This is a genomic window from Marinomonas shanghaiensis, from assembly GCF_003259175.1.
GTDB classification, from domain to species: domain Bacteria; phylum Pseudomonadota; class Gammaproteobacteria; order Pseudomonadales; family Marinomonadaceae; genus Marinomonas; species Marinomonas shanghaiensis.
Genome location: NZ_QGOK01000005.1, coordinates 294060 through 320350 on the forward strand (window position 1 = coordinate 294060; position 26291 = coordinate 320350).

30 protein-coding genes are annotated in these 26291 nt (G+C 42.9%); 20 read left to right on the forward strand and 10 right to left on the reverse strand.

Annotated features, from left to right (window positions below; translation table 11 throughout):
- Window positions 1-25: 25 nt before the first annotated feature.
- From DKT73_RS05150 to nadS, 4 genes are all read right to left on the reverse strand, one after another.
- Window positions 26-337 (reverse strand): cupin domain-containing protein, encoded by a 312-nt coding sequence (locus tag DKT73_RS05150; RefSeq protein ID WP_111637499.1) that lies wholly within the window; start codon window positions 335-337, stop codon window positions 26-28.
- Between the two features lie 139 nt (window positions 338-476).
- Window positions 477-1073, reverse strand: a complete 597-nt coding sequence (locus DKT73_RS05155; RefSeq protein WP_111637500.1) for a putative adenosine monophosphate-protein transferase Fic — start codon at window positions 1071-1073, stop codon at window positions 477-479.
- 4 nt (window positions 1074-1077) lie between these two features.
- Entirely contained in the window at window positions 1078-1260 is a 183-nt protein-coding gene (locus DKT73_RS05160) for a YhfG family protein (protein WP_110574996.1), read from the reverse strand.
- A 94-nt stretch (window positions 1261-1354) separates the two neighbouring features.
- Window positions 1355-1639: a NadS family protein gene (gene nadS / locus DKT73_RS05165; RefSeq protein ID WP_111637501.1), complete on the reverse strand. Its 285-nt coding sequence runs from the start codon at window positions 1637-1639 to the stop codon at window positions 1355-1357.
- 365 nt (window positions 1640-2004) lie between these two features.
- Here nadS and DKT73_RS05170 point away from each other — a divergent pair, with 365 nt between their 5' ends.
- Window positions 2005-4191: a hypothetical protein gene (locus tag DKT73_RS05170; protein WP_157959156.1), complete on the forward strand. Its 2187-nt coding sequence runs from the start codon at window positions 2005-2007 to the stop codon at window positions 4189-4191.
- A 9-nt stretch (window positions 4192-4200) separates the two neighbouring features.
- On the opposite strand, the gene DKT73_RS05175 is transcribed toward DKT73_RS05170, so the two are convergent.
- Complete coding sequence (locus DKT73_RS05175; protein WP_111637503.1) at window positions 4201-4488, reverse strand: type II toxin-antitoxin system RelB family anti-toxin; 288 nt, start codon at window positions 4486-4488, stop codon at window positions 4201-4203.
- Between the two features lie 136 nt (window positions 4489-4624).
- On the opposite strand from DKT73_RS05175, the gene DKT73_RS05180 reads away from it, so the two are divergent.
- From DKT73_RS05180 to DKT73_RS05205, 6 genes are all read left to right on the forward strand, one after another.
- Window positions 4625-4855 (forward strand): Trp family transcriptional regulator, encoded by a 231-nt coding sequence (locus DKT73_RS05180; RefSeq protein WP_111637504.1) that lies wholly within the window; start codon window positions 4625-4627, stop codon window positions 4853-4855.
- Complete coding sequence (locus DKT73_RS05185) at window positions 4852-6276, forward strand: anthranilate synthase component I family protein (protein ID WP_111637505.1); 1425 nt, start codon at window positions 4852-4854, stop codon at window positions 6274-6276. The genes DKT73_RS05180 and DKT73_RS05185 overlap by 4 nt, the downstream gene beginning before the upstream one ends.
- An 11-nt stretch (window positions 6277-6287) precedes the next feature.
- Window positions 6288-6950 (forward strand): anthranilate synthase component II, encoded by a 663-nt coding sequence (locus DKT73_RS05190; protein WP_111637506.1) that lies wholly within the window; start codon window positions 6288-6290, stop codon window positions 6948-6950.
- Between the two features lie 94 nt (window positions 6951-7044).
- A complete protein-coding gene (locus tag DKT73_RS05195) occupies window positions 7045-8340 on the forward strand; it encodes an AAA family ATPase (RefSeq protein ID WP_111637507.1) in 1296 nt (431 codons plus the stop codon).
- On the forward strand, window positions 8337-8822 hold the full coding sequence (locus DKT73_RS05200) for a type II toxin-antitoxin system VapC family toxin (protein WP_111637508.1): 486 nt from the start codon (window positions 8337-8339) through the stop codon (window positions 8820-8822). The genes DKT73_RS05195 and DKT73_RS05200 overlap by 4 nt, the downstream gene beginning before the upstream one ends.
- A gap of 144 nt (window positions 8823-8966) precedes the next feature.
- Entirely contained in the window at window positions 8967-9176 is a 210-nt protein-coding gene (locus DKT73_RS05205) for a hypothetical protein (protein ID WP_232827787.1), read from the forward strand.
- On the opposite strand, the gene DKT73_RS05210 is transcribed toward DKT73_RS05205, so the two are convergent.
- Both DKT73_RS05210 and DKT73_RS05215 read right to left on the reverse strand, forming a co-directional pair.
- Entirely contained in the window at window positions 9177-9371 is a 195-nt protein-coding gene (locus tag DKT73_RS05210; protein ID WP_111637509.1) for a hypothetical protein, read from the reverse strand.
- A gap of 10 nt (window positions 9372-9381) precedes the next feature.
- Window positions 9382-10122 (reverse strand): ElyC/SanA/YdcF family protein, encoded by a 741-nt coding sequence (locus tag DKT73_RS05215; protein WP_232827788.1) that lies wholly within the window; start codon window positions 10120-10122, stop codon window positions 9382-9384.
- A 153-nt stretch (window positions 10123-10275) separates the two neighbouring features.
- On the opposite strand from DKT73_RS05215, the gene DKT73_RS05220 reads away from it, so the two are divergent.
- From DKT73_RS05220 to DKT73_RS05260, 9 genes are all read left to right on the forward strand, one after another.
- Window positions 10276-10740, forward strand: coding sequence for a GNAT family N-acetyltransferase (locus tag DKT73_RS05220; protein ID WP_111637510.1), 465 nt, complete (start codon window positions 10276-10278; stop codon window positions 10738-10740).
- The gene (locus DKT73_RS05225; protein WP_111637511.1) at window positions 10740-11420 is read left to right on the forward strand and encodes a GDSL-type esterase/lipase family protein; all 681 of its coding nucleotides are present in this window, start codon (window positions 10740-10742) and stop codon (window positions 11418-11420) included. The genes DKT73_RS05220 and DKT73_RS05225 overlap by 1 nt, the downstream gene beginning before the upstream one ends.
- A 172-nt stretch (window positions 11421-11592) precedes the next feature.
- Window positions 11593-12678 (forward strand): TRAP transporter substrate-binding protein, encoded by a 1086-nt coding sequence (locus DKT73_RS05230; RefSeq protein ID WP_111637512.1) that lies wholly within the window; start codon window positions 11593-11595, stop codon window positions 12676-12678.
- Between the two features lie 109 nt (window positions 12679-12787).
- Window positions 12788-13327 (forward strand): TRAP transporter small permease subunit, encoded by a 540-nt coding sequence (locus tag DKT73_RS05235; RefSeq protein WP_111637513.1) that lies wholly within the window; start codon window positions 12788-12790, stop codon window positions 13325-13327.
- 33 nt (window positions 13328-13360) lie between these two features.
- The gene (locus DKT73_RS05240) at window positions 13361-14650 is read left to right on the forward strand and encodes a TRAP transporter large permease (protein ID WP_111637514.1); all 1290 of its coding nucleotides are present in this window, start codon (window positions 13361-13363) and stop codon (window positions 14648-14650) included.
- A gap of 104 nt (window positions 14651-14754) precedes the next feature.
- Window positions 14755-16110, forward strand: a complete 1356-nt coding sequence (locus DKT73_RS05245; protein ID WP_111637515.1) for a cache domain-containing protein — start codon at window positions 14755-14757, stop codon at window positions 16108-16110.
- A gap of 23 nt (window positions 16111-16133) precedes the next feature.
- Window positions 16134-16766, forward strand: a complete 633-nt coding sequence (locus DKT73_RS05250; RefSeq protein ID WP_111637516.1) for a response regulator transcription factor — start codon at window positions 16134-16136, stop codon at window positions 16764-16766.
- A gap of 137 nt (window positions 16767-16903) precedes the next feature.
- Window positions 16904-17710: an endo alpha-1,4 polygalactosaminidase gene (locus DKT73_RS05255; protein WP_111637517.1), complete on the forward strand. Its 807-nt coding sequence runs from the start codon at window positions 16904-16906 to the stop codon at window positions 17708-17710.
- 23 nt (window positions 17711-17733) lie between these two features.
- Window positions 17734-18567: an AraC family transcriptional regulator gene (locus DKT73_RS05260; protein ID WP_111637518.1), complete on the forward strand. Its 834-nt coding sequence runs from the start codon at window positions 17734-17736 to the stop codon at window positions 18565-18567.
- A 471-nt stretch (window positions 18568-19038) separates the two neighbouring features.
- Here the strand turns inward: DKT73_RS05260 and DKT73_RS05270 are convergent, their stop codons facing one another.
- A complete protein-coding gene (locus DKT73_RS05270; RefSeq protein WP_111637520.1) occupies window positions 19039-19629 on the reverse strand; it encodes a LysE family translocator in 591 nt (196 codons plus the stop codon).
- Window positions 19630-19794: 165 nt separating this feature from the next.
- Between DKT73_RS05270 and DKT73_RS05275 the strand changes: the two genes are divergently transcribed.
- Window positions 19795-20091, forward strand: coding sequence for a Dabb family protein (locus DKT73_RS05275; protein ID WP_111637639.1), 297 nt, complete (start codon window positions 19795-19797; stop codon window positions 20089-20091).
- Window positions 20092-20171: 80 nt separating this feature from the next.
- Here the strand turns inward: DKT73_RS05275 and DKT73_RS05280 are convergent, their stop codons facing one another.
- On the reverse strand, window positions 20172-20861 hold the full coding sequence (locus DKT73_RS05280) for a type 1 glutamine amidotransferase domain-containing protein (RefSeq protein WP_111637521.1): 690 nt from the start codon (window positions 20859-20861) through the stop codon (window positions 20172-20174).
- Between the two features lie 158 nt (window positions 20862-21019).
- On the opposite strand from DKT73_RS05280, the gene DKT73_RS05285 reads away from it, so the two are divergent.
- Together DKT73_RS05285 and DKT73_RS05290 are read left to right on the forward strand one after the other, a co-directional pair.
- The gene (locus DKT73_RS05285) at window positions 21020-21913 is read left to right on the forward strand and encodes a LysR family transcriptional regulator (protein ID WP_111606693.1); all 894 of its coding nucleotides are present in this window, start codon (window positions 21020-21022) and stop codon (window positions 21911-21913) included.
- 169 nt (window positions 21914-22082) lie between these two features.
- A complete protein-coding gene (locus DKT73_RS05290) occupies window positions 22083-23945 on the forward strand; it encodes a methyl-accepting chemotaxis protein (RefSeq protein ID WP_157959157.1) in 1863 nt (620 codons plus the stop codon).
- Between the two features lie 98 nt (window positions 23946-24043).
- On the opposite strand, the gene DKT73_RS05295 is transcribed toward DKT73_RS05290, so the two are convergent.
- Window positions 24044-25699 (reverse strand): methyl-accepting chemotaxis protein, encoded by a 1656-nt coding sequence (locus DKT73_RS05295; RefSeq protein WP_111637523.1) that lies wholly within the window; start codon window positions 25697-25699, stop codon window positions 24044-24046.
- Window positions 25700-25914: 215 nt separating this feature from the next.
- Between DKT73_RS05295 and DKT73_RS05300 the strand changes: the two genes are divergently transcribed.
- Complete coding sequence (locus tag DKT73_RS05300; RefSeq protein WP_111637524.1) at window positions 25915-26277, forward strand: hypothetical protein; 363 nt, start codon at window positions 25915-25917, stop codon at window positions 26275-26277.
- Window positions 26278-26291: the final 14 nt, after the last annotated feature.

Sequence of the window (26291 nt, forward strand, 5' to 3'; positions counted from 1 at the left end):
ATTTGCTTTGCATGTGTGCTTGTCGCTAAACACTGCCTTCTTTCTCAATCACCAGAATACGGGCTTCACCAATTGGGTGTGCGACGTGTTCTGTGCCAATGGTCGCATAGAAAATATCACCTACCGTCATCAGTTGAATATGTTCTTTTCCATCGACTCGATAATGCATATTCACCTCGCCATCTAACACCACAAACACTTCTTCACCATTATTTATGTGCCATTTGTACGGCTGATTCGTCCAATGCAACCGAGTTGTCACACCGTTCATATTGGCAATGTCCAACGCGCCCCAGGCGCGGTCGGCAGTGAAGTCTTTGGCTTTGATGAATGTCATGGTTTTATTCCGAAAATGATTGAGACAACACAAAGCTAGAATGCCATAGTGGTGAAGACAAGATGTCGATATTGCTTAGGTTAAAATGGCGGTAATAAAAGTCAAAATATGGGCTGAGTGCGTCAAAGTGTTTGAATGGTTAGATAATTGGGGAGAGGCTTCTAGTAAATATCTCTGTCATTGGTTGATAGTCACATTCTAAACATCCACGAATGTTAGACTCAATCCATTGATCTTTTGAGATGTCTTTAAAGCTTAAATTGTAGCCGCAATGGATAGCCAGATGTTCAAACAGTAGGCGCTGTGTTCTTCCGTTCCCTTCTCGGAATGGGTGAACCATATTCAATTCAATATACAATTCCGCCATTTCTTGGCAAAAATCATCGAAACCTAAGTGTTCAAAAAAGTCTTTTTTTCTCAATTGGTCAAATAACTTGTTAGCTTCTTTTTTAATAAACTCAGGCTGGCAAAAACGGGTATCTTGCTTTGAAATCGCAATATTTCGTATTTTTCCTGCCCACTCATATAAATCTCCGAAGAGTTTTTCGTGCAGAAGACAAAGATAGGGGAAGTCGTAGGGGGCGGGTTTAAAGTCAATATCAGCAAGCGCTAGGGTAGATAGCTGGTTTTCCATATCGCTTAACTCAACAGAGTCTTTAATACCAAGTTTATTGATTAAGGTACTGGAGTCAGAATAAGTATACGGGTCCTGGCCAACACCGTATTTATCTACCATTGGATTAACCTAAGTATTTCTTTAAAAGTTGTTCTTTTTTTACCTTTCTTTCTGATGCGCTGAGAGAAAGTAAGGATTTGTCTACAGAATAGCCCTCTAAACGCATGCTTTCGACGAAGTTATCGCCTTTTTTGCTTGTGTAGGCTTGCTGTTTAGAAGTCAATGATAGCGTTGGTTTGTGTCTCATGTTGATTCCCTTAGCGAGTATGCTAGTCAAGTATAACCTAGTCTATTACAGGCTTCTATTCCTGATCTTGGTTGAAAAGGGAGAATTGATAGAGTTAGTGCCTAGATAATGCCTGGTAGAATTCCGAGTTATCTTGAATTATTGCCAGCACTTTGGCCGCCAAACCTGTAGGGTTACGACGTCGGCTTTCCCAGCTTTTAATCGTATCTATGCTGCTACCAAGGGCTTTGGCAAATTCTGCTTGAGATACTTGCAGACTATCGCGAATAGACTTAACGTCAGCGATCTCAAAGCGAGTAATACGAGAGGCTGCTTTACGGCCTTGGTGTATTTCTACCGCTTCTTCTAAAGAAGGTTTTAATTCGTTGAAAAGAGTCATAGGGTTTCTCTAAGTAAACTTCATTGGTGTACATTGTACTCTTTTATGTTTGTTTTCAAAGCCTAAACGTTAGATAAGTCGATCTTGTATGGCTAAAAAAGTCAGTATGAATTGCCTGAACGCGCTATTAGGCGCTACTCTTGTTTCACCTTCATTATTCACAAGGATGTCACAGAGTGCTCTCCTTTCTCATTCGTTTTGTTTTTATCAGTTTTCTATTTTCCTCTGCGGCTGTTTTCTCGGCAGATAATGTCTCCATCTCAACAGAGTCAAGTGCTTCAAACATTGCGCCACAACCCATATCGAACTCCCAACTACCCGAATGGTTTTACCGAGAGTTAACGTCAATTCGCAAAGACGTTAGCGTGCTCGATGCAACTGGCGCAACGAAAGAACAAATTCAAGAGCTGAAAGAACGGATTGGAAAAATCGAAGTTCGTCTTGAAGAATCTCAAAAGTACACAGAAGATAAACTGATTGATCAAAGTGCGCGCATTGGCGACATTGCCGAATCTAATACGTTCTCCATCACTTTATTCGCTGTGATTGCGGGTGTGTTAGGGACCTTGATTGCGGTAATTACGATTATAAATAGCTGGAAGGCAAACCGTGAAGCGGTTGCGAATGCCGAAAAAGCAGCGAGTGAAAAACTGGATACATGGACGAAGGAAAAAGAAACGGATCTTACGGAAAAGTTTAATCAAAAGTTAGCGGAGCTGAGTGAACGCCACGAGAAAGAGTTTCAGATAATCCGTGACAATGCCGAAGAGCAAGCCTTTGATAACGATATCAATGAAGCCTATGTGTTGGCAGGTAAAGATCGTATTGATGATGCAATGAGTCGCATTAATAATGTTATGAGACGAGTTGAAAATAGTGACTTAAGCAAGCACCAAAGAGTTCATGCAAAAGCGCTATATTATAAAGGACTTATTTATTATGTTGATAATCAGTTCGAAAATGAAATCAAAGCTTATGACGATTTAGTTAACAGATTCAAAGACACTCAGAAGCCCGATATACAAGGGCTGGTCGTGAGAGCATTGATTAATAAAGGAGCTACCTTAGGCCAGCTGAATCGTTTAGACGAGGCTGTGATAATTATTGACAGCTTGCTGGAACGATTTAAAGACAGTGCAGAAGCTGATATTCAAGTGTTGCTTGCGAACGCTCTCATTAATAAAGGAGTGATGTTAGAAAAATTGAATCGTTTAGATGAGGCTGTGATCATTATTGACAGCTTGCTGAAACGATTTAAAGATAGCACAGAGATGGATATTCAAGTGTTACTTGCTAATGCTCTCGTGAATAAAGGAGCGATATTAGGCAAATTGGGTCGGCCAGATGAGGAGGTGGCCGTGTATGATTACTTGCTAGAAAAGTTCAAAGGCAGCAAAGAGTTGGAGTTACAGGAGCAAGTTGCAAAAGCACTGTATAACAAAGGTAGTACGTTGAGCCAATTGCATTGCTTAGAAGAAGCAGTTGAGGTTTATAGTGCATTGTTGGAACGATTCAAAGACAGTGCCGAAGCAGTAATACAAGAACAGGTCGCAAAGGCACTTATGAATAAAGGAGTTGTTTTAGGTCAATTGAATTGTTTAGAAGAGGCTATTGAAGTGTATAGCAAATTGTTTGAACGATTTATGGGGAGTGACGAAGTCACGACACAAGAACATGTCGCGAAAGCACTGATAAACAAGGGAGTTATGTTAGGGAAATTGAACCGTTCAGAAGAAGCTGTTGCGGTGTATGACTTGTTGTTTGAAGGCTTCAAAGACTGCCGTGAAATAGCATTACAAGTGTTGATCGCGCAAGCACTTATAAACAAAGGCGTGAGGCTAGGTCAAATGAACTGTCCAGAAGACGAAATATTGGTGTATGACAAATTGCTTGAACGATTCAAAGAAAGCGATGACCTAGGACTACAAGCGCTGGCCACTACAGCACTTATGAACAAAGGGGTGAAGTTAAAACAATTGAATCGTTTAGAAGAGGCGATAGTGGTGTATGACTCCTTGCTCGATAGATTCAAAAACAGTGATGCCGCCGCGATACAAGAGCTGATAGCTACCGTATTTATTGATAAAGGATTTACGTTAGGCAAATTGAATCGTTTTAAAGAAGCTATTGCGATGTATGACGCATTGCTGGAACGATTCAAAGATAATGAAGAAGCCGTTATACAAAGACAAGTAGTGACTGCTTTATGTAATAAAGCAGAGCTGGTAATTGCAGTAAATAGCAAAGAGCAGGCGACAAAAGCCATTCAGGAAGCCATTATTTTTACCAAGGGTGGTTATAAATTACATCGAGCCATTCTAGAAATACTGAATTTTATGGTTGAAGAGTCAACAGTGGGTGATGTATTTAGGAGCATAGAAAATATCCCTGAAGGAGAAGTATTAGTATGGGGTTTTGATGATATTCGTTCGCTTATTGAAAAGCTCGAATCCCCTCAAAAAGAACAAGTCGAGGCTTTTGTTCGTTTCTTTGAAGATCACCACGACAAAGTTAAGCTAAAAGAAGAGCTGGATCAGATTCCTCATATTTAGCTGTAATGCTTAAACATCATGCGACATCTTGTGTGGTGTTAAGTTGAGCTCAAATCCACAAGCATGGGCGTATTTTAGTAGCGTCGCCCAGCTTGGGTTGGCGTTGCCGCGCTCTAATCGACTGATATTACTTTTTTGTGTGTGCATGCGTTTTGCGAGTTGTTCTTGGGTTAGTCCGGCTTGGGCGCGCATCGAGAGCAGTTGATCAATGAACGCGAATTCATTTTCAAGTCGTTCATATTCCGCACGAACCTCTGTGTTGCTCAATGCCCGTTGTTTTAAGTGTTGTAGACTCATCAGTTTTTCCTCTCTTGTTATCTTAAATGATAACCTCCATTTCAATTTTTATCACTCTATGCTGTTGCTTAAAAAAACAAAATGAAATACTGTACTAGTACGTGAATACATAACTGTTTATCAAATAGAAGTGCCTATGAAAGATTTGATCCAGTTTCTTACCGAAGTAGACGATGAATTGGTGTTGGAGAAGCGTTTAAAAGTACTGCTGACACCGAATGAAATTAGTGAAATGGTCAGTCGTTTGAAGATCATTGCCTTGTTAGACGAAGGCGTGCCGCAGCGAGACATTGCGAAACAATTAGGTGTGGGTATTGCCACTGTGACCCGTGGTTCCCGAGCATTGAAGGAATTAAAAGAGATATGAATTCATACAATAAAAAGCCGCAGCGCATCACGCTGCCGCGTAAACCTAAGTACATCACTATCAGTTCAGCCTGCGATTTTTTTGACTTGTTTAAAAAGGTTGAGAAGCGTTTTGATCACTGTTTTATGTTGGAATCCCTTGGTGAAGAGAGCTTCATTTCCCGCCATTCGATCATTGGCTTTGACCCCGAAAAATTGATCTGGGCCGAAGGCAAGCAGCTGTTTATCCAAGAACGTGACGGCACCACGGAATCGTTTGAATCCGACAATCCGTATTATTTGCTGCGTGATATCGTGCCGCAGAATATTTTGTCGCGTGGTTTTGCGGGTGGTTTAACGGGTTATATCGGTTACGACAGCATGAACTATTTCGAGCCGACCTTGGATTTGCAATCGAGTGACATGTTCGACGCGTTTCGTTTTGGTTTGTACAAAGACGGTCTGATTTTGGACAAGATGACAGGCGAAGTTTTTTACTTCTACTATGAAGACGAGTCTGGTGATGCAAACCGTGTGGACTTGGTGAACGCCATGATGGCAGAACCAACGCCTGCAAATGGTCCCTTTGTGGTCACGCCAGCGGGTGAGTCCATGAGCAAAGCGGATCATGCGAATGCAGTCGCTAAGGTGAAGCAAGACATCATTGAGGGTAAGATCTTCCAGTGCGAAGTGGGATTTAAAAAATGGTTCGATATGGAAGGCGACACCATTAATTTGTACGAGCAATTGCGTGAAGTGAATCCATCGCCGCAAATGTATTACATCAAGTTTGGTGAGCAAAAAGTCATCGGCGCGAGTCCTGAGTTGTTGTTCCGTGTGCGCCAAGGGGAAATGGAAACCTTCCCATTAGCAGGCACGGCGAAGCGTGGTAAAGACGCGGCAGAAGACACCGCCTTTGCGCGAGCTTTGTTGAACGATCCGAAAGAAATCGCCGAACACAATATGATTGTTGATCTACATCGTAACGACATCGGCCGTGTGGCGCGCTTCGGCACAGTAAAAGTTCGTAGCTTGATGGACATTAAACGCTTTAGTCATGTTCAGCACATTTCCAGCGAGATTGTCGGCATCATGGCGGAAGATCACGACATGTTCTCTGCCTTGGCGAGCAACTTCCCTGCGGGAACCTTGACTGGCGCGCCAAAAATCGAAGCCATGAAGATCATCGACGATTTGGAAAACGATGGTCGTGGGCCATACGGTGGTGCGGTTGGACAGTTCTCTTTTAACGGCGATTGTATGTTTGCGATTCCGATTCGTACTGTGTTTGCCAAGGGCAACAAAGCCTATGTGCAAACCTGTGGTGGTAATGTATATGACTCAAACGCCGAAGACGAATACGAAGAAATCCAACGTAAATTTGCTGGTACCAAACGTGTACTGGACAGTTTCGCGCCAGCCAACACACAAGACAAAGCGTAAGGGAGGCCGACATGAAAGTGTATATTATCGACAATTACGATTCCTTCACTTACAACCTGTATCAGTTTATTGGTGAAGTATTAGAAACCGAAAAAAGCCGTGGCGAAATCGACGCCTTTGAGGTGATTGTTAAACGCAATGATGAAGTGACATTAGATGACATTCGTGCCGCCGCGCCAGATCGTATTATTATTTCTCCAGGGCCAGGTTCTCCAGACGACAAGGCGTACTTTGGTGTGTGTGCGGACGTGATTTTAGAATTCGGCAAAAGTATTCCACTGCTGGGGGTTTGCTTGGGAATGCAGGGGATTTGTCATGTATTTGGCGGCAAAGTCGTTAAAGCCCCCCTGCCAATGCACGGGAAAACTAGCCCGATTACCCACAATGGCGAAGGCATCTTCCACGACATTCCAGACCAGCTAGAAGTCATGCGTTACCACTCATTGATTGCCGAAGCAGAAAGCTTTCCAGATGTGTTGGAAGTAACGGCTTCTGTTGGCGATTTAAAAGCAGCCGACTTCAAAGACATTGCCACGATTCATAAAGGCGGAAAGTTTGAGCTGATGGGCGTTCGACACAAAGAATACCCAATCCAAGGCATTCAGTTTCACCCAGAATCCTTCGCAACTGAAGGTGGCAAAGACCTGATCAAAAACTTCTTGTTTCAGGTTTGATTGTCTTTTAACAAGTTTTCTAGTTGAGGGATTTCATCATGGATATCGTTTATACTGACATCGTATAAACATCATTTTTATCGAAGGAAGAGTTATGCTAACTCAAATCCATATTGAGAATTTTAAGAGCTATAGAAAGCAGTCCTTATATTTAGCGCCTCTTACTTTGATGATTGGTGCTAATGCTTCTGGTAAAAGTAATGCTCTTGAGGCATTTCGTTTTCTCTGCTGGTTAAGTCAGGGACAAAAACTATCCGTTTTGAAACATCAAGTTAGTGAGTCAGAGCAAATATTGCGTGGGCAAGTGCGAGACTTGGGGTATTTGGGCTCTCAATCTTTCAAGCTAGGGTGTTCTACTGATGATGTAGATTGGGATCATTTTGAGACAGAAATAAGCCTTCGTGATGGTGAATTGCATATTTCGCAAGAAATGATTACTTCATCTAAGGAAAATTTCCCACTCTATAAGGTTGAGCAGGCTTCCTCTGGATTAGGAACAGATGTCCGTGTGGCTTATAATAATTTTGCTCGTGGAGGGAGGAAGCCTCAAGTTAGTTGCACTGATCAAATCGCTATTTTAAACCAGCTTGCCAGTTCTGCAATGTTTGAATCAGGTCATAAGAAAGCACGTGAAGTAATACCAAAAGCCACAAATAAGTTTGAGCGGCTTTTAGCTGACACTTTGTTTTTAGACCCTGTTCCATCACTTATGCGCGGAGATAGCTATCCAGAAAAGCGTTTAAGAGGCGATTGTGCTAATTTATCTGGTGTTCTTTATAGTCTGTGGCAAGACTCTGAGTCAAAGCCAATTGTAATTGATTTTATTCGTAGTTTGCCTGAGCAAGATGTTAGGACATTGTCGTTTATTGATGATCGAAGAGGTCGATTTTCTCTTCAGCTAGTTGAAAACTTTGGAAATGAAGAACGAGAATGGTCGGTTGAATTATTGTCAGATGGTACTTTGCGTGTGTTGGCTATAGCTGCTGCACTTTTGTCGGCACCTGAAGGCTCAACGGTTGTTATCGAAGAGGTCGATAATGGTGTTCATCCGTCTAGAGCAAAGCAATTATTAGAAACAATGCGTCAGCAAGCTGCTCTTAGGGGAGTTAGACTTTTGCTTTCTACGCATAACCCAGCGTTGATGGATTCACTTCCTGATGCCGCGCTAGGGGATGTTGTTTTTTGCTATCGGAGTCCTGAAACGGGAGAGAGTAAATTAGTAAGACTTTCTGATTTACAAGATTATCCGGGATTGGTATCACAAGGTCCTCTGGGGGAGCTCGTGACTAATGGTGTGGTTGATCGATTTGTAAAGTCACCAACATCGCTAGATCAAAAGAAAAAAAATGCGCTTGATTGGCTAAATAGAATGCAAGGTGATATTGCATGAGTTGTATTTGCCTTATTGATACTAGTATTTTTTTGAATTTATTAAATGTTACCAATAGAAATCAAGAAGCAGAGTCTGTTGCTGAAGATTTTAGGTTGTATGTTGAAAATGATGCCACCTTTATTTTACCTATGGCGACAATTATAGAAACTGGGAATCATATTGCGCAAAATGGTGACGGTAGAACTCGTAGAGATACTGCTTTCCGGTTTTGTGAAGCAGTTAAAGGCGCTTTTGAAGGGAATGCTCCTTACCAACCAAGTGAGTTCCCTAATGCTAAAGAAATATTATCTTGGTTGGGGCAATTTCCAGATTGTGCTGGTAAAAATAAGTCACCTCAAAAGATAGGGGAGGGAACAAGTTTCGGTGACTTAAGTATTATTGAAGAGTACAAAAAATGTGTAGTTCGTTTTGCTATGAGTGAAGTGTTTATCTGGTCACTAGATACTGATTTACAGCAATTCCATCATAATCTGAACTGAGTTGTTAGAGACTGTAGCTAATTTCTCTCTATTTTATATTCAAGAATTTTTTATTTTTCACTATCATAAGCAGCAATCACAGCTATCTAAGAGGTGATTAAACAGGCGTCATGGGATTCCATGACATAAGGCCGCCCAGATATTTTGCAAGCGGCGATTCGATCTTATGTTGAGTTATTTGGGCATGGTGTTGTGATCGCAAGAGCGGGTATTAAAAGTCGAACCAGTGCTTACCGGTCTTTAAAGCCTGAAACCAAGCCCAACTTTGCCACCTTGGTACAACTTGCTCATGCAGTGATTGAAATTGCCAAAGAGCAAGTTGGGGAATCGTTGCCTAAGTCGGTTACTGTTTAACTATAAATTCTTATTTCTAGCACGAATTTCTGCTTTAAAATCTTCCATCTGAGCATTGGCTTCTTCGTTCGACACAAATACAGCAAGGCCGTTTTCCATATTCTCGAAAGCGGTGTTTATTTGCTGTGTTAACCAAGTATCGTGAGATATTGGGTCATCTCTCTTATCCGCTTCAAATGTCATTTTAGATGTCATTGTTTACTCCTTAATTTTTAATCCATTGCCAGCCACGACCAAGCCATTCGTAGAAGGCGCGTTGGCTTTTGTAGGCGGCGTTGGCGTCGATTTGCCAGTCGCTCTTTTCTGAGCCTAAGTATAGCGCCGGCGCTGGGATGATGTTGATGCCGGCTTGTTCGAAGAAGATAGACGCACGTTTCAGATGTGAGGCTTCCGTTACCAAGGCGGCATTTTTCCCTTCTAAATAAGGTTTCATGCTATTGGCTTCCTCTTCAGTGTCTTTGGCGAGGGGAAACGCTTTGATTTTGTCTGGTTTAACGCCTAATTCTATGGCGGCTCGGCGCATGACTTCTGCGTGGGGTTCGGTCATTTCACCCGAATAGCCAGACACAAATAATTGTGCGTTTGGGTTGGCTTTTAAAATACGTAACCCTTCTTCGAGGCGGAATAGGGCACTGTTGCCTAGCTGCATAATTTCAGGTGTGTTACTGAGGTCTTTGTGCCCACTGCCAAGGACAATCACCACATCCACGGGTTGTTGAATATCAAACACAGGGAAGTCATGTTCTACCGTAGCGATGAGTTTATCCGCCACCGGGCTCCAGCTGGTCAAGCCTAATAAAAGTATGGCGCAGAATAGGAGTAGCTTGGCGAACTTCGGGCATTTCTTCATCAAGAAAAACGCTAGTAACATCGCCAGTAAAGTGAGGGGAATAGGCATCAGCATCATGCCGATGATTTTTTTGATATAAAAAAGAACAATGCCCACAGTGCTATCTCTTTAATCGTGTCGTTTTAGAATGCTGAGATGATAAAGGAGTATGGTTTTGTCTTAAAGCGTATAGGGTTTTATTAAGTTTGTTTTTCAGGTTGTTTTGTCGGTATTATTTTGCAGATCAGGTTTTTAACGTAAGGACACAAGATGTTTTCCATTTGCCCTGCCGATTTTCCACAAGACAATGACAATGTATTGGCTATCTTTCGTGAGTATATTGCGTCGGCGCCAGTTAGCTTGGACTATCAGCAAAATGAACAAGAGTTTGTTGCCTTAGACGGTAAATACTCGCTTCCCAATGGTGTGGTGTTACTTATCTGGAAAGATAATGAGGTTGTCGGCTGTGGCGCCTTTCGTCGAGTTGATGCGAAAGTTTGCGAAATGAAGCGAGTCTATATTCGTCCAACTGAACGTGGTCATCGTTTGGGCGAGAAATTAGTCACTGAGCTTATGTCTTGTGCCAAGGAAAATGGCTATCAGCACATGTGTCTTGATGTTTTGGCGGATTTTGATACGGCACGACGTTTGTACGTCCGTCTGGGTTTTGAGCCTTGTGATCCGGTAAGTTATAACCCGATTCTGGGAACGCATTTTTTAGGGTGTGATTTGTGATGAAAACAGCAAGACCATTATCAACAGAACCTTTATCCATTAAGGCAATGCCACAAGACACCCTATGGTGGTTGCCTCGTCATGAAGAAAAATTAGCTGAAAAGAGTGCCATGAAACGAGTGGATTTGGTGTTTCTTGGGGATTCCATCACGCAAGCTTGGGAGAAAGAAGGTGCGGATGTTTGGCAGACTTTTTATCAACCAAGGAACGCGCTGAATTTGGGGTTTAATGGCGATAAGACGGAGAATGTTTTGTGGCGTCTGGCTCATGGGGAAGTTGATAACATTGCGCCTAAGTTATTGGTTTTATTGATTGGAACAAATAATGCGGGACATCGCATGGACAAGGCCGAAGATACGGCGTTAGGGGTTAAAGAAATATTGTCGGTGTTGGCCGAAAAATTACCGAAGACCAAGGTATTGCTGCTGGCCATTTTCCCTCGTAGCGCGAAACCAACGCAAAAGCTTCGTAAGTTGAATGACGAAGTGAACCAGATCATTTGCACTTATGCGGATGATAAAAGGGTGTTTTTTCGTGATATAAATTCTGTTTTTTTAGACAAAGATGGCTGCTTAACCAGTGATGTGATGAATGACTTTTTACACCCTAATGCTAGCCAGTATCAGGTTTTTGCTGAGGCGATAGAGCCTTATATCCTTCAATGGATGGCGACTGACTAATCGAATGTTTCTTGTGGATCGTTAAGCTCACTAAGTAGTAATACTGAGTGTTCTGCGTAGTTTCCGCTTTTTTATTCGGTATTCTTACGAATTGTTTACACTTTTCATTCGCGTGATTATCTGTCCTGCTCGATCTTAAAAAAAACAATAAGACCACAGGACGATAAAACCGATGAAATCTTTAAAACTTACCACGTTGGTTGCGGCGACGGCCGTTACACTTAGCGCTTTTTCTTTGCCTGCGGTGGCAGCGGAAAAAGTGTACAAACTTACCATGGCTGAAACTTGGGCCTCTAACTTCCCTATCTTTGGTGATGCGCCAAGAAACATGGCACGCATCGCTGATGAGATGTCAGGCGGCCGTTTAAAGATCACTATAGATTCCGCCAACAAACACAAAGCCCCTTTGGGTGTGTTTGATATGGTGCGTTCTGGTCAGTATGACATGGGCCATTCTGCGTCTTACTACTGGAAAGGTAAGGTGCCAAATACTCTTTACTTTACTACTATGCCATTTGGCATGATTACCCCTGAGCAGTACGGTTGGTTCTATTATGGCGGCGGTATGGATTTGATGCAGAAGGTGTATCAACCGTTTGGCTTGCTGTCTTTTCCTGGTGGTAATACAGGTAACCAAATGGGCGGCTGGTTCCAAAAAGAGATCAACAGCGTTGACGACCTTAAAGGTTTAAAAATGCGTATCCCAGGCTTCGCGGGTGAAGTCATGGCGAAGTTGGGTGCTAGTCCGACTAATATTGCGGTCGGAGAGCTTTATACCGCTTTAGAGCGTCGTACCATCGATGCCCTAGAGTGGGTAGGACCGTCGTTGGATATGGATCTTGGTTTCCATAAAATCGCGCCTTATTACTACACGGGTTGGCATGAGCCAGCAACAGAACTGCAATTTTTGATTAACGAACGTTCTTGGAAAAAATTACCCGACGATCTTCGTGAAATCTTACGTACTTCTATGAAGCTCGCTTCTTACGATATGTACATTCAGTCTTATCATGAAAGTGCTGAGAACTGGTCTAAGATGTCAACGGAATATCCAGACGTGCAAATCAAAACCTTTCCAAAAGAAGTACTCCAAGCGATGAAGAATGCCAACCAAGAGTTGCTTGAAGAAGCGGCTGCAAAAGACCCGTTGGCTAAGGAAATTTTGGACTCTCAAGCGGCTTACCTGAAAAAAGCTCGCGTTTGGACCAATATCTCTGATCGTGCCTACCTAGACAGTATTGACAGTTTAGCGGACTAAAACCTCCCAGCATGGCGAATACGAACCCTTCGCCATGCTTTTTTCTTGAAGCAACTTTTGCAACATGCCACAAGCATACCGATTCTGCAGAACTTGCTAGGAGTTTGTTATGTTTTTGATCAGTCTAGAACGAGGTATTACTCGTTTTTCTAACTTCCTTGGCGTGCTATCAACCCTGTTGTTTATCGCCTTGCTGTTTAATGTTTTTTATGACGTGTTGATGCGCTATGCCTTCAATAATGTGTCGATTGGGATGCAAGAGTTGGAGTGGCACCTGTATGCAGCCATTTTCTTATTGGGGATTCCCTACGGTATTCAACACGGCGGTCATGTGCGTGTGGATTTGATCTATGAAAACTTGTCGATCCGTGGCAAAGCCTGGATTGACCTATTTGGTTGCGTATTTTTTCTTATTCCTTTTGCCTTGTTGGTTGGTTATTACGGCGTGGGTTTTGCCCATGAGGCTTATGCGCTTGGTGAGACCAGTGGTGATCCCGGTGGGTTGCCTTATCGTTGGATTATTAAAGCAGTGATTCCGTTTGCCTTTTTTTCTATGGCAATCAGTGGCTTGGGTATGATTATTCGCTGCATTAATGTGTTGCGTGGTGTCAGTGAAGAAGGCTTCTCACATCCGCCGATTCAACATTGATTCTTGTCACCATTTTAAGCTTGTAGGTTATTTATGATTGGAATAATCATGTTTTTTGTTGCCCTAGTAATGTTGTTACTAGGCTTCCCTGTCGCCTTTACTTTTGGCGGTATCGCTTTAATTTTCGGTGTTTTTGCCGAAGGCTTTGACATGTTTGCCTTTATGCCGTTTCGCATTCAGAGCTACATGGAAAACACGGTAATGATGGCGGTGCCTTTGTTTGTTTTCATGGGCATTGTGTTACAGAAAACTCAATTGGCAGAACAACTGTTAGAAGCCATGGGCAAACTGTTTGGCGGCGTGCGTGGTGGTTTGGCGATATCCACCGTGTTGGTAGGCGCTTTGCTCGCGGCGTCTACGGGTGTGGTTGGGGCCAGCGTGGTGGCCATGGGATTGATTTCTTTGCCCGTGATGCTGAAGTACAACTACAGTAAATCCTTGGCATGTGGGACGATTTGCGCATCAGGGACGCTAGGACAAATTATCCCCCCTTCGATTATTTTGATTATTTTAGGCGATGTTATTCGTATCCCGGTTGGGGATTTATTCCAAGCGGCATTGTTACCCGGTATGGTGCTGATTGGCTGTTATATCGTGTATATATTGGTTCTTACTTTTTTAAAGCCTGAACTAGCGCCCGCCATGCCACAAGAATTGGATGGTGAAACTCGCGCACAACAAATTCGCAGTGCGTTGAAAGCCATTATTCCGCCATTGGCTTTAGTCTTAATCGTCTTGGGATCTATTTTTACGGGCATTGCAACACCCACAGAGTCATCTGCGTTGGGTGGTGTGGGTGCCATTATTTTGGCGCTATTTTACCGTCAATTTAGTTGGAAAATGCTCTATGACAGCGGATTGGAAACGGTCAAAGTGACCGCCATGGTGTTTGCCATTTTGATGGGGGCGACGGCTTTTTCGATGGCCTTTAGTTATACCGGCGGTGATGCGATTGTAGAAGAAGTGTTGCTTAATCTACCTGGCGAAAAATGGGGCTTTATTATCTTAGCGATGATCGCCATTTTGATCTTGGGCTTCTTTATCGACTTTGTTGAGATTGCTTTTATTATTGTACCGATCTTGGTGCCTGTTGCGGAAGCATTGGGAATCAACATGGTGTGGTTCGCGATCTTGATTGCGATGAATTTGCAGACCTCTTTTTTAACACCGCCCTTTGGGTTCAGCTTATTCTACTTAAAAGGCGTGGCGCCGAAGTCGGTACGTACGATGCATATTTACAAAGGTGTCACCCCGTTTATTTTGATCCAGATCTTAGTTTTAATCAGTATTATGATCTTTCCTGAATGGTATGGGATGAACTAATTCCTTTTTTATTATGTAATAGAGAAAAGCGGATAAGCGTCCGCTTTTCTCGTGTACGCCGTTTTATTCGGTGGCCTTACAATAATAAAAAAAGGTCTTTTTAGATGAGATTAAAAAGTAAGATTATCTTGCTTGCTGTCGCACCATTAATGGTCGCCACGACAATTATTACTTATTTAGGTTTTCAATCCGCCCGTGATTTGGCCGAGCAAGAGCTGGCCATTTATGAGTTCAACTTGGTAGACGCCAAGAAACAAGCGTTAAAAAACCATGTCAATATTGCGATGTCGGCAATTCTTCCTATATTAAAAGACGATCAGTTAGACGACGCTGAAGCGCAGTATCAGGTGAAAAAAATTTTAGCCGGATTAAGTTATGAAGACGATGGCTATTTTTTCGCTTACGAAATGTCTGGTGTGAATCTAGTCCATCCAACACAGCCAGATTTTGTGGGTAAAAATCTGTGGAATTTTCAGGATCGCACGGGGAATTATCTGATTCAGGGCTTAATCCGCGCTGCTCAAGCCGGCGGCGGATACCATAGGTATATTTGGGAAAAACCTCCGCTGATGAAGCAAGAAGACAAATTAGGCTATGTGGTCGCCATTGATCGTTGGGATTGGATAATGGGCACAGGCTTGTATTTGGATGATATTTACGCTGAGCTTGCTAAAACAAAAAGCATCATGAATGACAATATTCAGCGCAGCTTTTTTACCGTGATTGAAGTGGTTGTGGTAACGGTTGTGCTGGTCATATTGCTGGGTCTTGCGATTAATCTTCATGAACATAAATTAGCCGATTCTAGATTAAAAGAGTTAGCGCAGCGCTTTATGCGTTTGCAAGTCAATGAAAGGCGAGGTTTTTCTCGTGAGCTGCATGATGGTATTAATCAGTTATTAGTCAGCTGTAAGTTTCGTATTGAGTTGGCAGAAAATAAATTAAAACGGGATCATGAAAAAGAAGTGATTCATCAGGAGTTATCCAAAGCAGGGGACTTGATTAATCAAACCATCAGTGAAGTGCGACAAATTTCACATAATTTACGACCAACGCTGTTGGATGATCTAGGCTTAGACACTGCCCTAAGAGCCTTGGTTGATCAATTCATGGAGCGTACCAGAATAAAAGTAGCGTATCGTTTTGAGGTGGTATCAAACATACCCGATGAGATTGAGATTACCATTTATCGTTTGACTCAAGAAGCGTTAACCAATATTGAAAAACATGCTCAAGCAAAAAATATCACCTTACATGTCTGGCAGTCTTATCGACATCTTGGTTTTGAATGTCTGGATGATGGCTGTGGTTTTTCGCAGAAAAGCGTTTTATCTTCTGGTATCGGCTTGATCAATATGCGAGAAAGACTGGAGCTGATTGGCGGCGATTTTACATTAGAGTCCCAGCGTGGCAAAGGCACAAAAGTGCAGGCACTATTGCCCTTGGAACAAGGATTTTAATCGCTTAGAGAAGAGTGACCATAATGATAAAAAATATTCGTGTACTGTTGGTTGATGATCATATGTTGGTGCTGGATGGTCTTCAAGCGCGTTTGGAGTTAGAAGGCAACATTGACATTATTGGGACGGCATCAAATGGTTTGGAAGCGCTTGAAAAAGCCAAAGACACACAGCCAGATTTGGTGTTAATGGATGTATCTATGCCGGTTTTAAATGGCTTAGAAGCCACCAAGCGTTTTAAAGCGGAACAACCCCATGTCAAAATACTGATGCTCAGTATGCACAATGATAAAGAGTATATTTTGTCATTGATTCAATCTGGTGCGAATGGTTATGTACTAAAGGATGTGTCTTCGGAAGAGCTAGTACAGGCGATTAATACTGTGTATCAAGGGGGAACTTACTTTAGCTCTGGGGCGTCTGATTCGCTGTTTTCACAAGTTGTCCCCAGTCCATTTTGCGAAGAATTGAGTAAGCGGGAAATGGCGGTCTTAAAGGCCCTTGCGATCGGTTTGTCTAATAAAGAAATTGCTCTGTCGCTGAATATCAGTGTGAGAACCGTCGAAACGCATAGGCAAAATATTAAAAACAAACTGAATATCCACACATCCGCTGGTCTGGTTAAATACGCGCTTGCTCATCAGTTAATTGATTAGGTGTGTTTGCCAAGAACGACCGATAGGGAATGATTTCCTAGAGTGTAAGCCTTTCTTGGCATAACAGGGTACAGTGGTGGAACGGCAACCGTGTCGTGGGCTTTTTTATAAGCTTTTTCTGACAAATGGAGTCCTGTATGCGCACTGTATTCTTCCCCTTCACCGCTTTTTGTCTGCTGTTGTCGTTATTTTTTTCCCCTCTTTATGCCGCAAACGATTGGTATCGACCGCCTGTTGGTGCCACTTGGCATTGGCAACTGGATGGTGAGGTGAACGAATCCTATGATGTGGCGATATACGACATTGATTTATTTGATTCGTCAGTTGAGCTGATTCAACGCCTACAAGCGTCTGATAAAAAGGTGATTTGTTATTTTTCTGCTGGATCTTATGAAGATTGGCGACCAGACGCTGCGGATTTTGCCGAGCAAGACTTAGGTAAAACGCTGAAAGGTTGGGACGATGAGCGCTGGTTGGACATTCGATCTAGTCAAGTGCGTAATGTGATGGTTCGTCGCCTTAATTTGGCCGCTGAAAAGGGATGTGATGGTGTGGAACCTGACAATGTGGACAGCTATCGTACTAATACAGGCTTTTCTTTTCGTGCCAATGATCAACTAGACTATAATCGATTTTTGGCGACACAAGCTCATCAATTAGGCTTAGGGATTGGTTTGAAGAATAATCCAGATCAGGCTCGTACCTTGAGCAGTGACTTTGATTTTGCGGTGACAGAACAATGCTTTGAATATTCCGAGTGCCGTGCTTATTCAGGCTTTATTCAAGCTGGAAAGCCCGTTCTAAACGCTGAATACCGTAGGATTTATGTGGACGATGAGTCAGAACGTAGCAAGATGTGTAAGCAATCTAATCGCTTAGCATTCAGCACTCTGGTTTTACCCAAAACGTTAGATGACCAATTCCGCCTAAGTTGTGAGCCGTAATTGTATATTGATAGGAAGACGAAATGATGCCTTCTACGCATCCGCTTTTCTGGCGGGATTCTGCTTTACCTTTTGTGGAGCTTCGCCAAGTATTGGACGGAAGAAAAGTCAGCTATGCGCCACATTCTCATCAAGAATGGTCCATTGGTGCCATTCTTGATGGACGGAGTGAATTTCTTTGTGCCGACCGTTTGTACGCGGTTGAGCAGGGGGCTTTGGTCATGATGAACCCAGATGTGGTGCATGCCTGTAACCCTCGTCAGGACTCTCCTTGGGCTTATTACATGATGCATTTAGATAAGGATTGGTTGGCGGCCTTACTGTTTTCTCATGGCATAAGACAGACACAGGATTGGCAAAATACCGTTGGCGATACCTTGTTATCCGCTCAGACATATCAAGCGTTTGTGGACGTATGTAATGATTTAATAGCAACGGATCTTGCTTCTGTTGAAAAGAGGCAAAGGTTGGAAGCCGTGCTGGTGGATGTGTTTATTCAGTTAAAATCTGATAATAGCGAATCGATTACCGCTTTGCCGACCAATAACTTGTATCAAGTCGCACATTATTTGCATCAATACTGTTTACAAGATACCTCGATTGAGCAAATCAGTACTGAATTTGGCTTCAGTACTGGCTATTTAGTGCGTGCGTTTAAGCGTCATTTTAATATGACACCCCATGCTTATCGTTTGAATCGTCGTATCCAACTGGGTCAGCAGGCCCTAAAGCAAGGTCAATCCATCGCAGACGTGGCTCAGACCATTGGCTTTAGCGATCAAGCTCACTTTCAGCGCGTATTTAAACAACGCGTGGCGGCAACACCAGACCAGTATCGGCGCTCGGTTTCTTCTTAAATTTAAACCCCCTAGTTATAAGGATGGTAATTACAAATGATGTTTCTGGTTGAATTTGGACCTAGGATCATAGGTTATGGAACGATATTGTTGGCTTTGGTTGTTAGCTATCGGATGCGAGCGTGGAATCACTTTTTTCTCAGAGTCTTTGCCGTCGCAGCCTGTGTATATATTGTCTCGGTCTTTCTCGTGTTTTCATACGACGGAATGTTGGATTTTTTTGCATCTACCTATGACCTTAATGCAAATGGTATGTTCGAGAAAAATGAATATACGCATGAATTAAATGTGATCATCCAGAAAATTGTTCAAGATACGGGCAGAACGTTTTACCCAATTACTGGAATATTTTACTCTCTTTTTTTCAGTGTTCTTTTTTTAACTTTTTTTTCAGTATTCCGATATATAAAATCGCTTATAGTGAAGGCTGGAAAGCTATAACTGATTCGCTCAGGTGGTTAGTTTTGTTTATCAGAGAAGGATTAGCACACAACTACCTGCCAGTAATATCACCAAGGTTTTGTTCATTAAGCGCATTTTGCTGGGGCTTTGAAAATATTGTCCGAGTATTTTCCCAATCCACACCCAAATTCCCAAAGACAGCCAGCAAATTGGCAAATACAGGCTTGCAAAGATGATCATCTCTGTCGCTTCCGCATTGGGAGTATAGGCCGCGATGCCGGACAGTGAAGCCAGCCATGCTTTTGGATTAAGCCATTGCATAATGGCCCCTGTCATAAAACTGGGGGCTTTGTGGTATTTTTCGGAGTGGAGTTCGCCATTATCGGTGAAGAGCTGATAACTCAAGTAGAGTAGGAACGCGATACCTGACCATTGTAGCACTTGCGTGATCCAGCTTAATTGGACAATGACGTAATGCAGACCAAAGCCAATCAGTAAAAATAAAACAATAAAGCCGAGCGTCGCCCCTGTAACAAAAATAAGCCCCGTTTTGGTCCCATACCGAGCGCTGCTACTCAGCGAAAGTAAATTTACTGGTCCTGGGGACAAAGAGGCTGCCAAGGCAAACAAAGACATAGAAGCAATTAACGAGAGCGTCATACAGGTTTCCTAGAAAGAGAATAAACAGACGCTCACTGTCGTTTTTTAGGCCTTGTGTGTATTGAACAAAATTGATCTTTTAAGAATTGTTTGGCAATGGCATGTTGTTAGCAGCAAAGGCAGAGTATGATTTTGCCAAATTACTTTATTTCATCAGGGGTCATCATGATTCGACATGTATTGTTTATAAAATTTCAGGCTGATGCGAGCGCAGAAGCCATCTCAACCTGCTTCAATAATTTTGAGTCGATTAAAGACAAAATTAGCGGTATTGAGTCGGTTGAATGGGGGACGAATGTAAGCAAAGAAGGGCGCAATAAAGATTTTACCCATTGCGTGTTTATGAGCTTTGTAGATGACGCCGCTCTAGAGCATTACATTCCGCATCCAGAGCACGAGGCGCTAAAAGCACAGTTAGGACCGATTTTAGAAGACATTATCGTTTTCGATTACGCCATATAGTTGCGTTTTAATATCGCGGAATCAGAACGATAAAACCCGCCTAAGCTTCCTTGAGGCGGGTTTTATATTAGTTATGATGCTTATTTGGCTAATTGAGCCAGTAGTTTTTCAGCGACTAATTCCGAACTTGCAGGGTTTTGACCTGTGATCATCAAGCCATCTTGGACGGCGAAAGGTGTCCAATCCGCGGTATTTTTGTAGTCTGCACCGCGTTTTTTTAGCTCGTCTTCCAAAAGGAAGGGCACAACTTCTGTTAATTGTACCGCCGCTTCTTCACTGTTGGTGAACCCCGTGACGGTTTTGCCTTTGATAAAGTATTCACCTTTTGCATCTTTGATGTTCAAGAAAGCACTTGGAGCGTGACATACCGATGAAATCGGTTTGTTCGCTGCAATGAAGCTTTCGATCAAGGCAATGGATTCTTCGTTTTCAGTCAGATCCCAAAGTGGGCCATGGCCGCCAGGATAGAAGATGGCATCAAAATCATCTTGTTTCATGTCGCTCAATTTGACGGTATTAGCAATCACGTCTTGCGCCGCTTGGTCTTTATAGAAGCGTTCGGTTGCTTCTGTTTGTGCATCTGGCACTGTGCTGTTTGGGTCAATAGGTGCTTGGCCACCTTTTGGTGTCGCGACTGTCACTTTAGCACCAGCATCCAGAAATGCGTAATAAGGTGCGGCGAATTCTTCTACCCAAAAGCCCGTTTTGTGGCCAGTATCGCCCAGATCTGAATGGGAAGTTAGAACGACGAGAATTTTTTTGTTGCTCATAAGAGACTCCTGAATGTTGGAATGAGTTGTTTAATTAACGTGTGATTAGTCTATCCAATTTATCTAATAAGCATAATGAGAAGGTTTTTGACTTCATTGATCTAATAATTGATACAATTGGTGTCGTCTTTGTTGTCTATAGAAAAAGAGTCCTCACGATGGAAATCTCGTTTGAGCAATTAAAAAGTATGGTGGTGTTTGCCCAAGTCGTGGAGCAAGGCAGTTTAACGGCTGCGGCAAAATTCATGGGGATTTCCCGCGGTGTGGTGAGTTATCACCTGAAAAAGTTAGAAGAGCAACTGGGCGTAAAACTGCTGAATCGTACCACGCGTTCTTTGTCATTAACTGAAACGGGCGAAGCCTATTACCAGCGTTGTCGAGCGATTGCCTTTCAGGCTCATGAAGCGAACTTACAAATAGAAAAGGCCAAACAAGAGCCTGAAGGGAAGCTGAAGATCTCTTGTCCAGTGAATTTGGGGTTACAGGTGATTGTGCCAGCGCTGAATGAGTTTCGACGACTTTACCCATTAATTGAACTAAATGTGTCGCTGAGTGACGAAGTCGTTAACATCATGAAAGACGGTATTGATTTGGCGATTCGCGGTGCGCCCCTACTAGACTCTGGACTTCAAGCCAGTAAGTTAAAAACTTTTGAAACTTGCTTATGTGGTTCGCCAGAGTATTTTCGTCGTCGTGGCAAGCCAACACAGCCGGAAGAACTTTATGATCATGATTGGGTCGTCTATACACCAGCAGCGAACACAGTGCATCTTAGTCAGGGTTCCAAGTCGTTTAGCTTGTCCGTGCGTGGCGCGGTGAGCACCAACAATGCAGCCGCTAGAACCATTTTTTTAGAAGGCGGCAATGGCATTGGACGAATTCCCATGTACGACGCATTACCTCGTATCGCTAACGGCAGTCTGGAGCGAATTTTACCAGATTATAAATGTACAGGAATTGACGTGTATGCCGTTTTTCCACCGGGCACCGCAGAGTCTAAAAAGCTTCGCTTGCTGTTAGATTTTATGAAAACTTCGTTTGCTCGGTTCTAATGTGAAAATGGGTTTTGTAACAAGTCTTGGATGGCAATGTTAAAAGCTGTGATGTTTTTTAGGGATTTGTGTGGGTACAGGATCTTCTGGCCCTTTTTGATTATCATATTATGACTAAGGATTGAGTTTTATATGAGAAGGAAAATTTTTTGAATGATAGGAACCTCTTGTGCTTATAAAACACAAATTAATGCTGAATACGACTTTGCTTGTTGTGGCGCTGGTCGCCATGTTGGGACTTTTTTACAACACCCAGAGCAGTCTTGAAAAACTAACGTATGCCAAGAGCCTAGTCTCGCAACAGGAAGTGGACATGCTGACGTTGCGTCGTAACGAAAAAGACTTCCTTGCCCGTCTTGATCTGTCTTATGAGACAAAATTTAACGAGACAATGACGTCTCTTCTTGACGATCAAGTTTTGCTTGAAAATGTGATGAACGAGTTCGACATCGAGACAAATATTCTGCGGGAACTCATGGTGTATTTTAAAGAATACCAAACGAGCTTTACGTCGGTCGTGTCGGCTTCTGAAACGCTTGGGTTAACACCAGAGACAGGGCTACAAGGACAATTACGCAGAGCAGTACACAATATAGAAAGTGAATTGTCTGCGTTAAATCAGGATGCATTATTAGTTACTATGTTGCAACTTCGTCGCCATGAAAAGGACTTTATGTTGCGCCAAGATCCTAAGTACATCACCACGTTTAATCAAACCTTAGACCGATTAGAAAGTGACTTGCAAACAGCTTCACTGCCTGAGGACAAAGTCTCGTTACTGGTATCGCTTGCTGAACAATATCGTCAGGGTTTTAACCAATACGCAGACGGGAAAAAAGCATTAGGTTTGAACAGTCAAGAAGGTAAGTTGTTGGCGATGCGTGAATCCATTCATAGAACGGAGACTGCACTTGATACTTTAGCGTCACAATTAACCGCTGTTATTCAGGCAAAAGCCTCTTTTGCGATGATGATCACGACTATTTTGTGTGGCGTTATTATTGTGCTCGGCGTGCTTGTTGCTTGGGTCATTAACCGGACGATTAATTCAGCATTGAGCACCATCCAAGTGACGATGCGAGAGATTCAAACGACACACAATTTAAGCTTGCGTGTGGATTTACCGGCGAAAGACGAAATTGGCTTAGTTGCTGCCAGCATCAATGACATGTTGGCTGATTTTAGTCATGTTATTGCCAATGCCAATCACACGGTGAAAGAGATGAATGCAACCACCATTCAGTTGTCTCAAAACGCGGCAAGAACATCGGACGATGCGCAGAAGCAACGAGCGGAAACAGATCTCGTAGCGGTATCGGTCACCGAAATGGTTGGCACTGTAGAAGACATCTCACGTAATATGGAAATGGCGGCATCGAAGGCTCTATTGACTCAAGAAGGTGCGATTGAAGGGCAGTCAAAAGTGAACTCTGCGATTGATCGTATACGTCAGCTTTCAGACAGATTGGAAGGCTCTGTCGAAACGGTTGGTGCGTTAGCGAAAGAAAGTGAGAGTATTGGCACGGTATTAAATGTGATTCAAGGCATTGCTGAGCAGACGAATTTGCTGGCACTGAATGCGGCAATTGAGGCAGCACGAGCGGGTGAGCAAGGACGTGGTTTTGCGGTTGTGGCCGATGAAGTCAGGGCGTTAGCCAGTAGAACCCATTCTGCGACAGAAGAAATTTCTGAGATTATTGTGACCTTGCAAGGCCGCACAAAAGGCATTGTTACTTTAATGGAAGATTGTCGCCAAGATGGTATTTTAAGCCGTGACGAAGCAGCGACCACGGGAGTTGTTCTAAAACAGATCATTCTTGATGTACAAGAAATATCGTCTATGGCGAGTGCTGTTTCAACAGCCATTGAACAGCAGACGATTGCGGCTAATGAGATCAGTAAAAACGTCGATACAATTCGAGAAATTACGGAAGATACGACGGAGTCAGTGGCGTTAAATTCGAAAGCCAGTCAGTCAATTGCTGCACAAGCGGAATCTCTAAATCGCAGTATTTCCACTTTTAAGGTATAGCGTTCTCTATACATGGTGTAGTTCCTTGTGAGTAGGAGGATTTAGGTCCTCCAGCCAACCTAACAGGATCAACTATTAGGTTGGCTGGAGGACACCGATTAAATCGAAAATCGCTGTACGCTTACTATTAAACTTTGAGCGATCTCTTTTAGGTGGTGAGCGGCGTTGGAAACTTCATGTACGGCTTCGCTATTCGATCTGTTGAGCTGAGCGCTTTCCTCGACGCTTTGTGCAACCTCATTGCTTGCTTTACTTTGCTCGGCTAGGATCATTGCGATCTGATCCAGTGAGTCTAAAACTTGTCTGGTGCTGTCCTCTATTTCACGCATGGCAACACCGGTTGCATCAACACCATCTATGATAGGCTGCATTTGACTGGCACTGTTCTCCATTACGGCTATTGCGAGTTTAGTATCACTTTGAATGGTGTTGATTGTGTTGGATATTTCAGCGGTTGATTGACCTGTTTTTTCTGCCAAGGTGCGTACTTCATCGGCAACAACCGCGAATCCTCTTCCAGTTTCACCTGCCCTAGCGGCTTCGATTGCCGCATTGAGTGCCAGTAAATTGGTTTGGTCTGCAATTTCTTGGATGACACCAATTACGCTGTATATTTTATCCGATTGAGACCCTAGTTTATGAATAGATTGGGTTGCTTCTTGAATCGATTGGGCAATTTTTTTGATATCAGTGATGTTTTTTTGCAATTGCTTTGCGCCATTAGAGGAGGCATCACGAGCATTACTGGAAAGCTGGTGAGCTTCATCGGCACTGCCTGATACCTGACTAATACCATAGGTTAGCTCCTCTACAGAAGCGGAAATGGTGGTTGAGGTATCGCTTTGTTGCGTACTACTGACTGCAACTTGGTGCGATGAGGCGGCTAATTGTTGAGAAGACGTCACTAGGGAGTGGCTGGCATCTCGGATTTGTTCTATCACTTCTCTAAGTGCGAACTGCATTTTATGCATTTGGGCGAGCAAGCTGGTCTGATCGTCGGATTTTAACTGTATGCTTGTGGTTAAGTTACCTTCTGAAATGCTTTTGACAATGTTTGCTGCATAAGCAGGATCACCGCCAAGCTGGCTCATGACATGACGATTAATCCAAAGGGCTAAGACAATAATCAGTAATACAATGACAGCACAGATGATGATAGACCGGTTTAATGCCGTATGGCTTGTCTCATCCAGAAAGCTTAATTGTTCTGCTATCAAGGTGCTGTATTGCTTTTCAGAGGTGTCGACGAGTGTGTCCATGGCCGCCAAGGCTGGACGGTCTATGCCTTTAACCATGCGGTCTATTTTTTGTCCTGCCGCACTGTCTTTGGGGTCAAATGCATCTAATGCGATTTGGTATTGGTCGCTGAGTTGTGTGTGTAATGTTGCCAATGCGTCTAAATTATTCGTATTAACATTCAGTGTCTGCATGAGTGCTTTAGCAACGTCAAAATCATGGCTGACGTCAGCCCGATGTTGTTTAAATTCCGCTTTGTATTTTTCATAACTCAGCGGATCGTTGCCTCTAATTAAGGTATCTTTAAAGGCTTTAACTTGTAAAAGCAGATTCATTTTTGCGTTTTCAATGGCCAAAAGGTTGCTGCTCTGTAATTGGATAGTTTCGAGGTTATTGTGGGTGGTTTGACCACTGGAAGAAATGGTGAGGACACCGCTTACTCCAATTAAAGCGGAACCTAGTATGGCGATAGTGGCAAATAGCCAAAGTCTGGCTGCGGTTGTGACATTGAGTATCATGGCAAATATCCTTATATCTTGTGGCTAGGCTTTATTATTAAGCTAAGGTAAAAGTGTAGCTCAAGGATTTATTTTGTTTTGTCATTTGCATGTTTGAAAATAAATATTTTATTTATAGCAGTGGGCAGTATTAGACTAAAAAAGCAGATAAAGTGTGCTTACGAAATAATTGATTTACCATTGATATTTTATGGGTGTGATACCAAGGGGATGTTATGTTGTATCGATTAGTGTTTTGTGTCTTGTTTAGCTGTTTTGTCTCGTTTGCGATGGCAGAGCAAAGCGTTGGAGTGGATGAAAAGACGCTCGCGAAAACCGTCGTTGAATTAGAGCGTAGCGTGGCCATTCTGCAGTTATCTACGGCCTCATTGGGGGATTATCAGTCTCTTGCTACTAAGATGGCTCACGTGAATGCACTGGAATACCGAGTGAATTTCCTTGGTAACCTGACGTTCTTATTGTTCATGAGTTTAGTCGTTTTCTTTTTCAGATTGCGCCATCAGCAAAAGCGATTATTAGCGCTTGAGCAACGAGAGAGAGAAAAGAACCATCAACAAGAAAGCAAAGACGTGAATTAAGCGTATATCCACAA

Bases quoted from the DNA above. Each gene is read 5' to 3' on its own strand.
- DKT73_RS05160 (WP_110574996.1), bottom strand. From the start codon at position 1,260: ATGAGACACAAACCAACGCTATCATTGACTTCTAAACAGCAAGCCTAC.
- DKT73_RS05240 (WP_111637514.1), top strand. From the start codon at position 13,361: ATGATTGGAATAATCATGTTTTTTGTTGCCCTAGTAATGTTGTTACTA.
- DKT73_RS05155 (WP_111637500.1), bottom strand. From the start codon at position 1,073: ATGGTAGATAAATACGGTGTTGGCCAGGACCCGTATACTTATTCTGAC.
- DKT73_RS05190 (WP_111637506.1), top strand. From the start codon at position 6,288: ATGAAAGTGTATATTATCGACAATTACGATTCCTTCACTTACAACCTG.
- DKT73_RS05280 (WP_111637521.1), bottom strand. From the start codon at position 20,861: ATGAGCAACAAAAAAATTCTCGTCGTTCTAACTTCCCATTCAGATCTG.
- DKT73_RS05230 (WP_111637512.1), top strand. From the start codon at position 11,593: ATGAAATCTTTAAAACTTACCACGTTGGTTGCGGCGACGGCCGTTACA.
- DKT73_RS05195 (WP_111637507.1), top strand. From the start codon at position 7,045: ATGCTAACTCAAATCCATATTGAGAATTTTAAGAGCTATAGAAAGCAG.
- DKT73_RS05235 (WP_111637513.1), top strand. From the start codon at position 12,788: ATGTTTTTGATCAGTCTAGAACGAGGTATTACTCGTTTTTCTAACTTC.
- DKT73_RS05245 (WP_111637515.1), top strand. From the start codon at position 14,755: ATGAGATTAAAAAGTAAGATTATCTTGCTTGCTGTCGCACCATTAATG.
- DKT73_RS05185 (WP_111637505.1), top strand. From the start codon at position 4,852: ATGAATTCATACAATAAAAAGCCGCAGCGCATCACGCTGCCGCGTAAA.
- DKT73_RS05150 (WP_111637499.1), bottom strand. From the start codon at position 337: ATGACATTCATCAAAGCCAAAGACTTCACTGCCGACCGCGCCTGGGGC.
- DKT73_RS05225 (WP_111637511.1), top strand. From the start codon at position 10,740: ATGAAAACAGCAAGACCATTATCAACAGAACCTTTATCCATTAAGGCA.
- DKT73_RS05180 (WP_111637504.1), top strand. From the start codon at position 4,625: ATGAAAGATTTGATCCAGTTTCTTACCGAAGTAGACGATGAATTGGTG.
- nadS (WP_111637501.1), bottom strand. From the start codon at position 1,639: ATGACTCTTTTCAACGAATTAAAACCTTCTTTAGAAGAAGCGGTAGAA.
- DKT73_RS05295 (WP_111637523.1), bottom strand. From the start codon at position 25,699: ATGATACTCAATGTCACAACCGCAGCCAGACTTTGGCTATTTGCCACT.
- DKT73_RS05255 (WP_111637517.1), top strand. From the start codon at position 16,904: ATGCGCACTGTATTCTTCCCCTTCACCGCTTTTTGTCTGCTGTTGTCG.
- DKT73_RS05220 (WP_111637510.1), top strand. From the start codon at position 10,276: ATGTTTTCCATTTGCCCTGCCGATTTTCCACAAGACAATGACAATGTA.
- DKT73_RS05270 (WP_111637520.1), bottom strand. From the start codon at position 19,629: ATGACGCTCTCGTTAATTGCTTCTATGTCTTTGTTTGCCTTGGCAGCC.
- DKT73_RS05210 (WP_111637509.1), bottom strand. From the start codon at position 9,371: ATGACATCTAAAATGACATTTGAAGCGGATAAGAGAGATGACCCAATA.
- DKT73_RS05285 (WP_111606693.1), top strand. From the start codon at position 21,020: ATGGAAATCTCGTTTGAGCAATTAAAAAGTATGGTGGTGTTTGCCCAA.
- DKT73_RS05250 (WP_111637516.1), top strand. From the start codon at position 16,134: ATGATAAAAAATATTCGTGTACTGTTGGTTGATGATCATATGTTGGTG.
- DKT73_RS05200 (WP_111637508.1), top strand. From the start codon at position 8,337: ATGAGTTGTATTTGCCTTATTGATACTAGTATTTTTTTGAATTTATTA.
- DKT73_RS05275 (WP_111637639.1), top strand. From the start codon at position 19,795: ATGATTCGACATGTATTGTTTATAAAATTTCAGGCTGATGCGAGCGCA.
- DKT73_RS05300 (WP_111637524.1), top strand. From the start codon at position 25,915: ATGTTGTATCGATTAGTGTTTTGTGTCTTGTTTAGCTGTTTTGTCTCG.
- DKT73_RS05260 (WP_111637518.1), top strand. From the start codon at position 17,734: ATGATGCCTTCTACGCATCCGCTTTTCTGGCGGGATTCTGCTTTACCT.
- DKT73_RS05175 (WP_111637503.1), bottom strand. From the start codon at position 4,488: ATGAGTCTACAACACTTAAAACAACGGGCATTGAGCAACACAGAGGTT.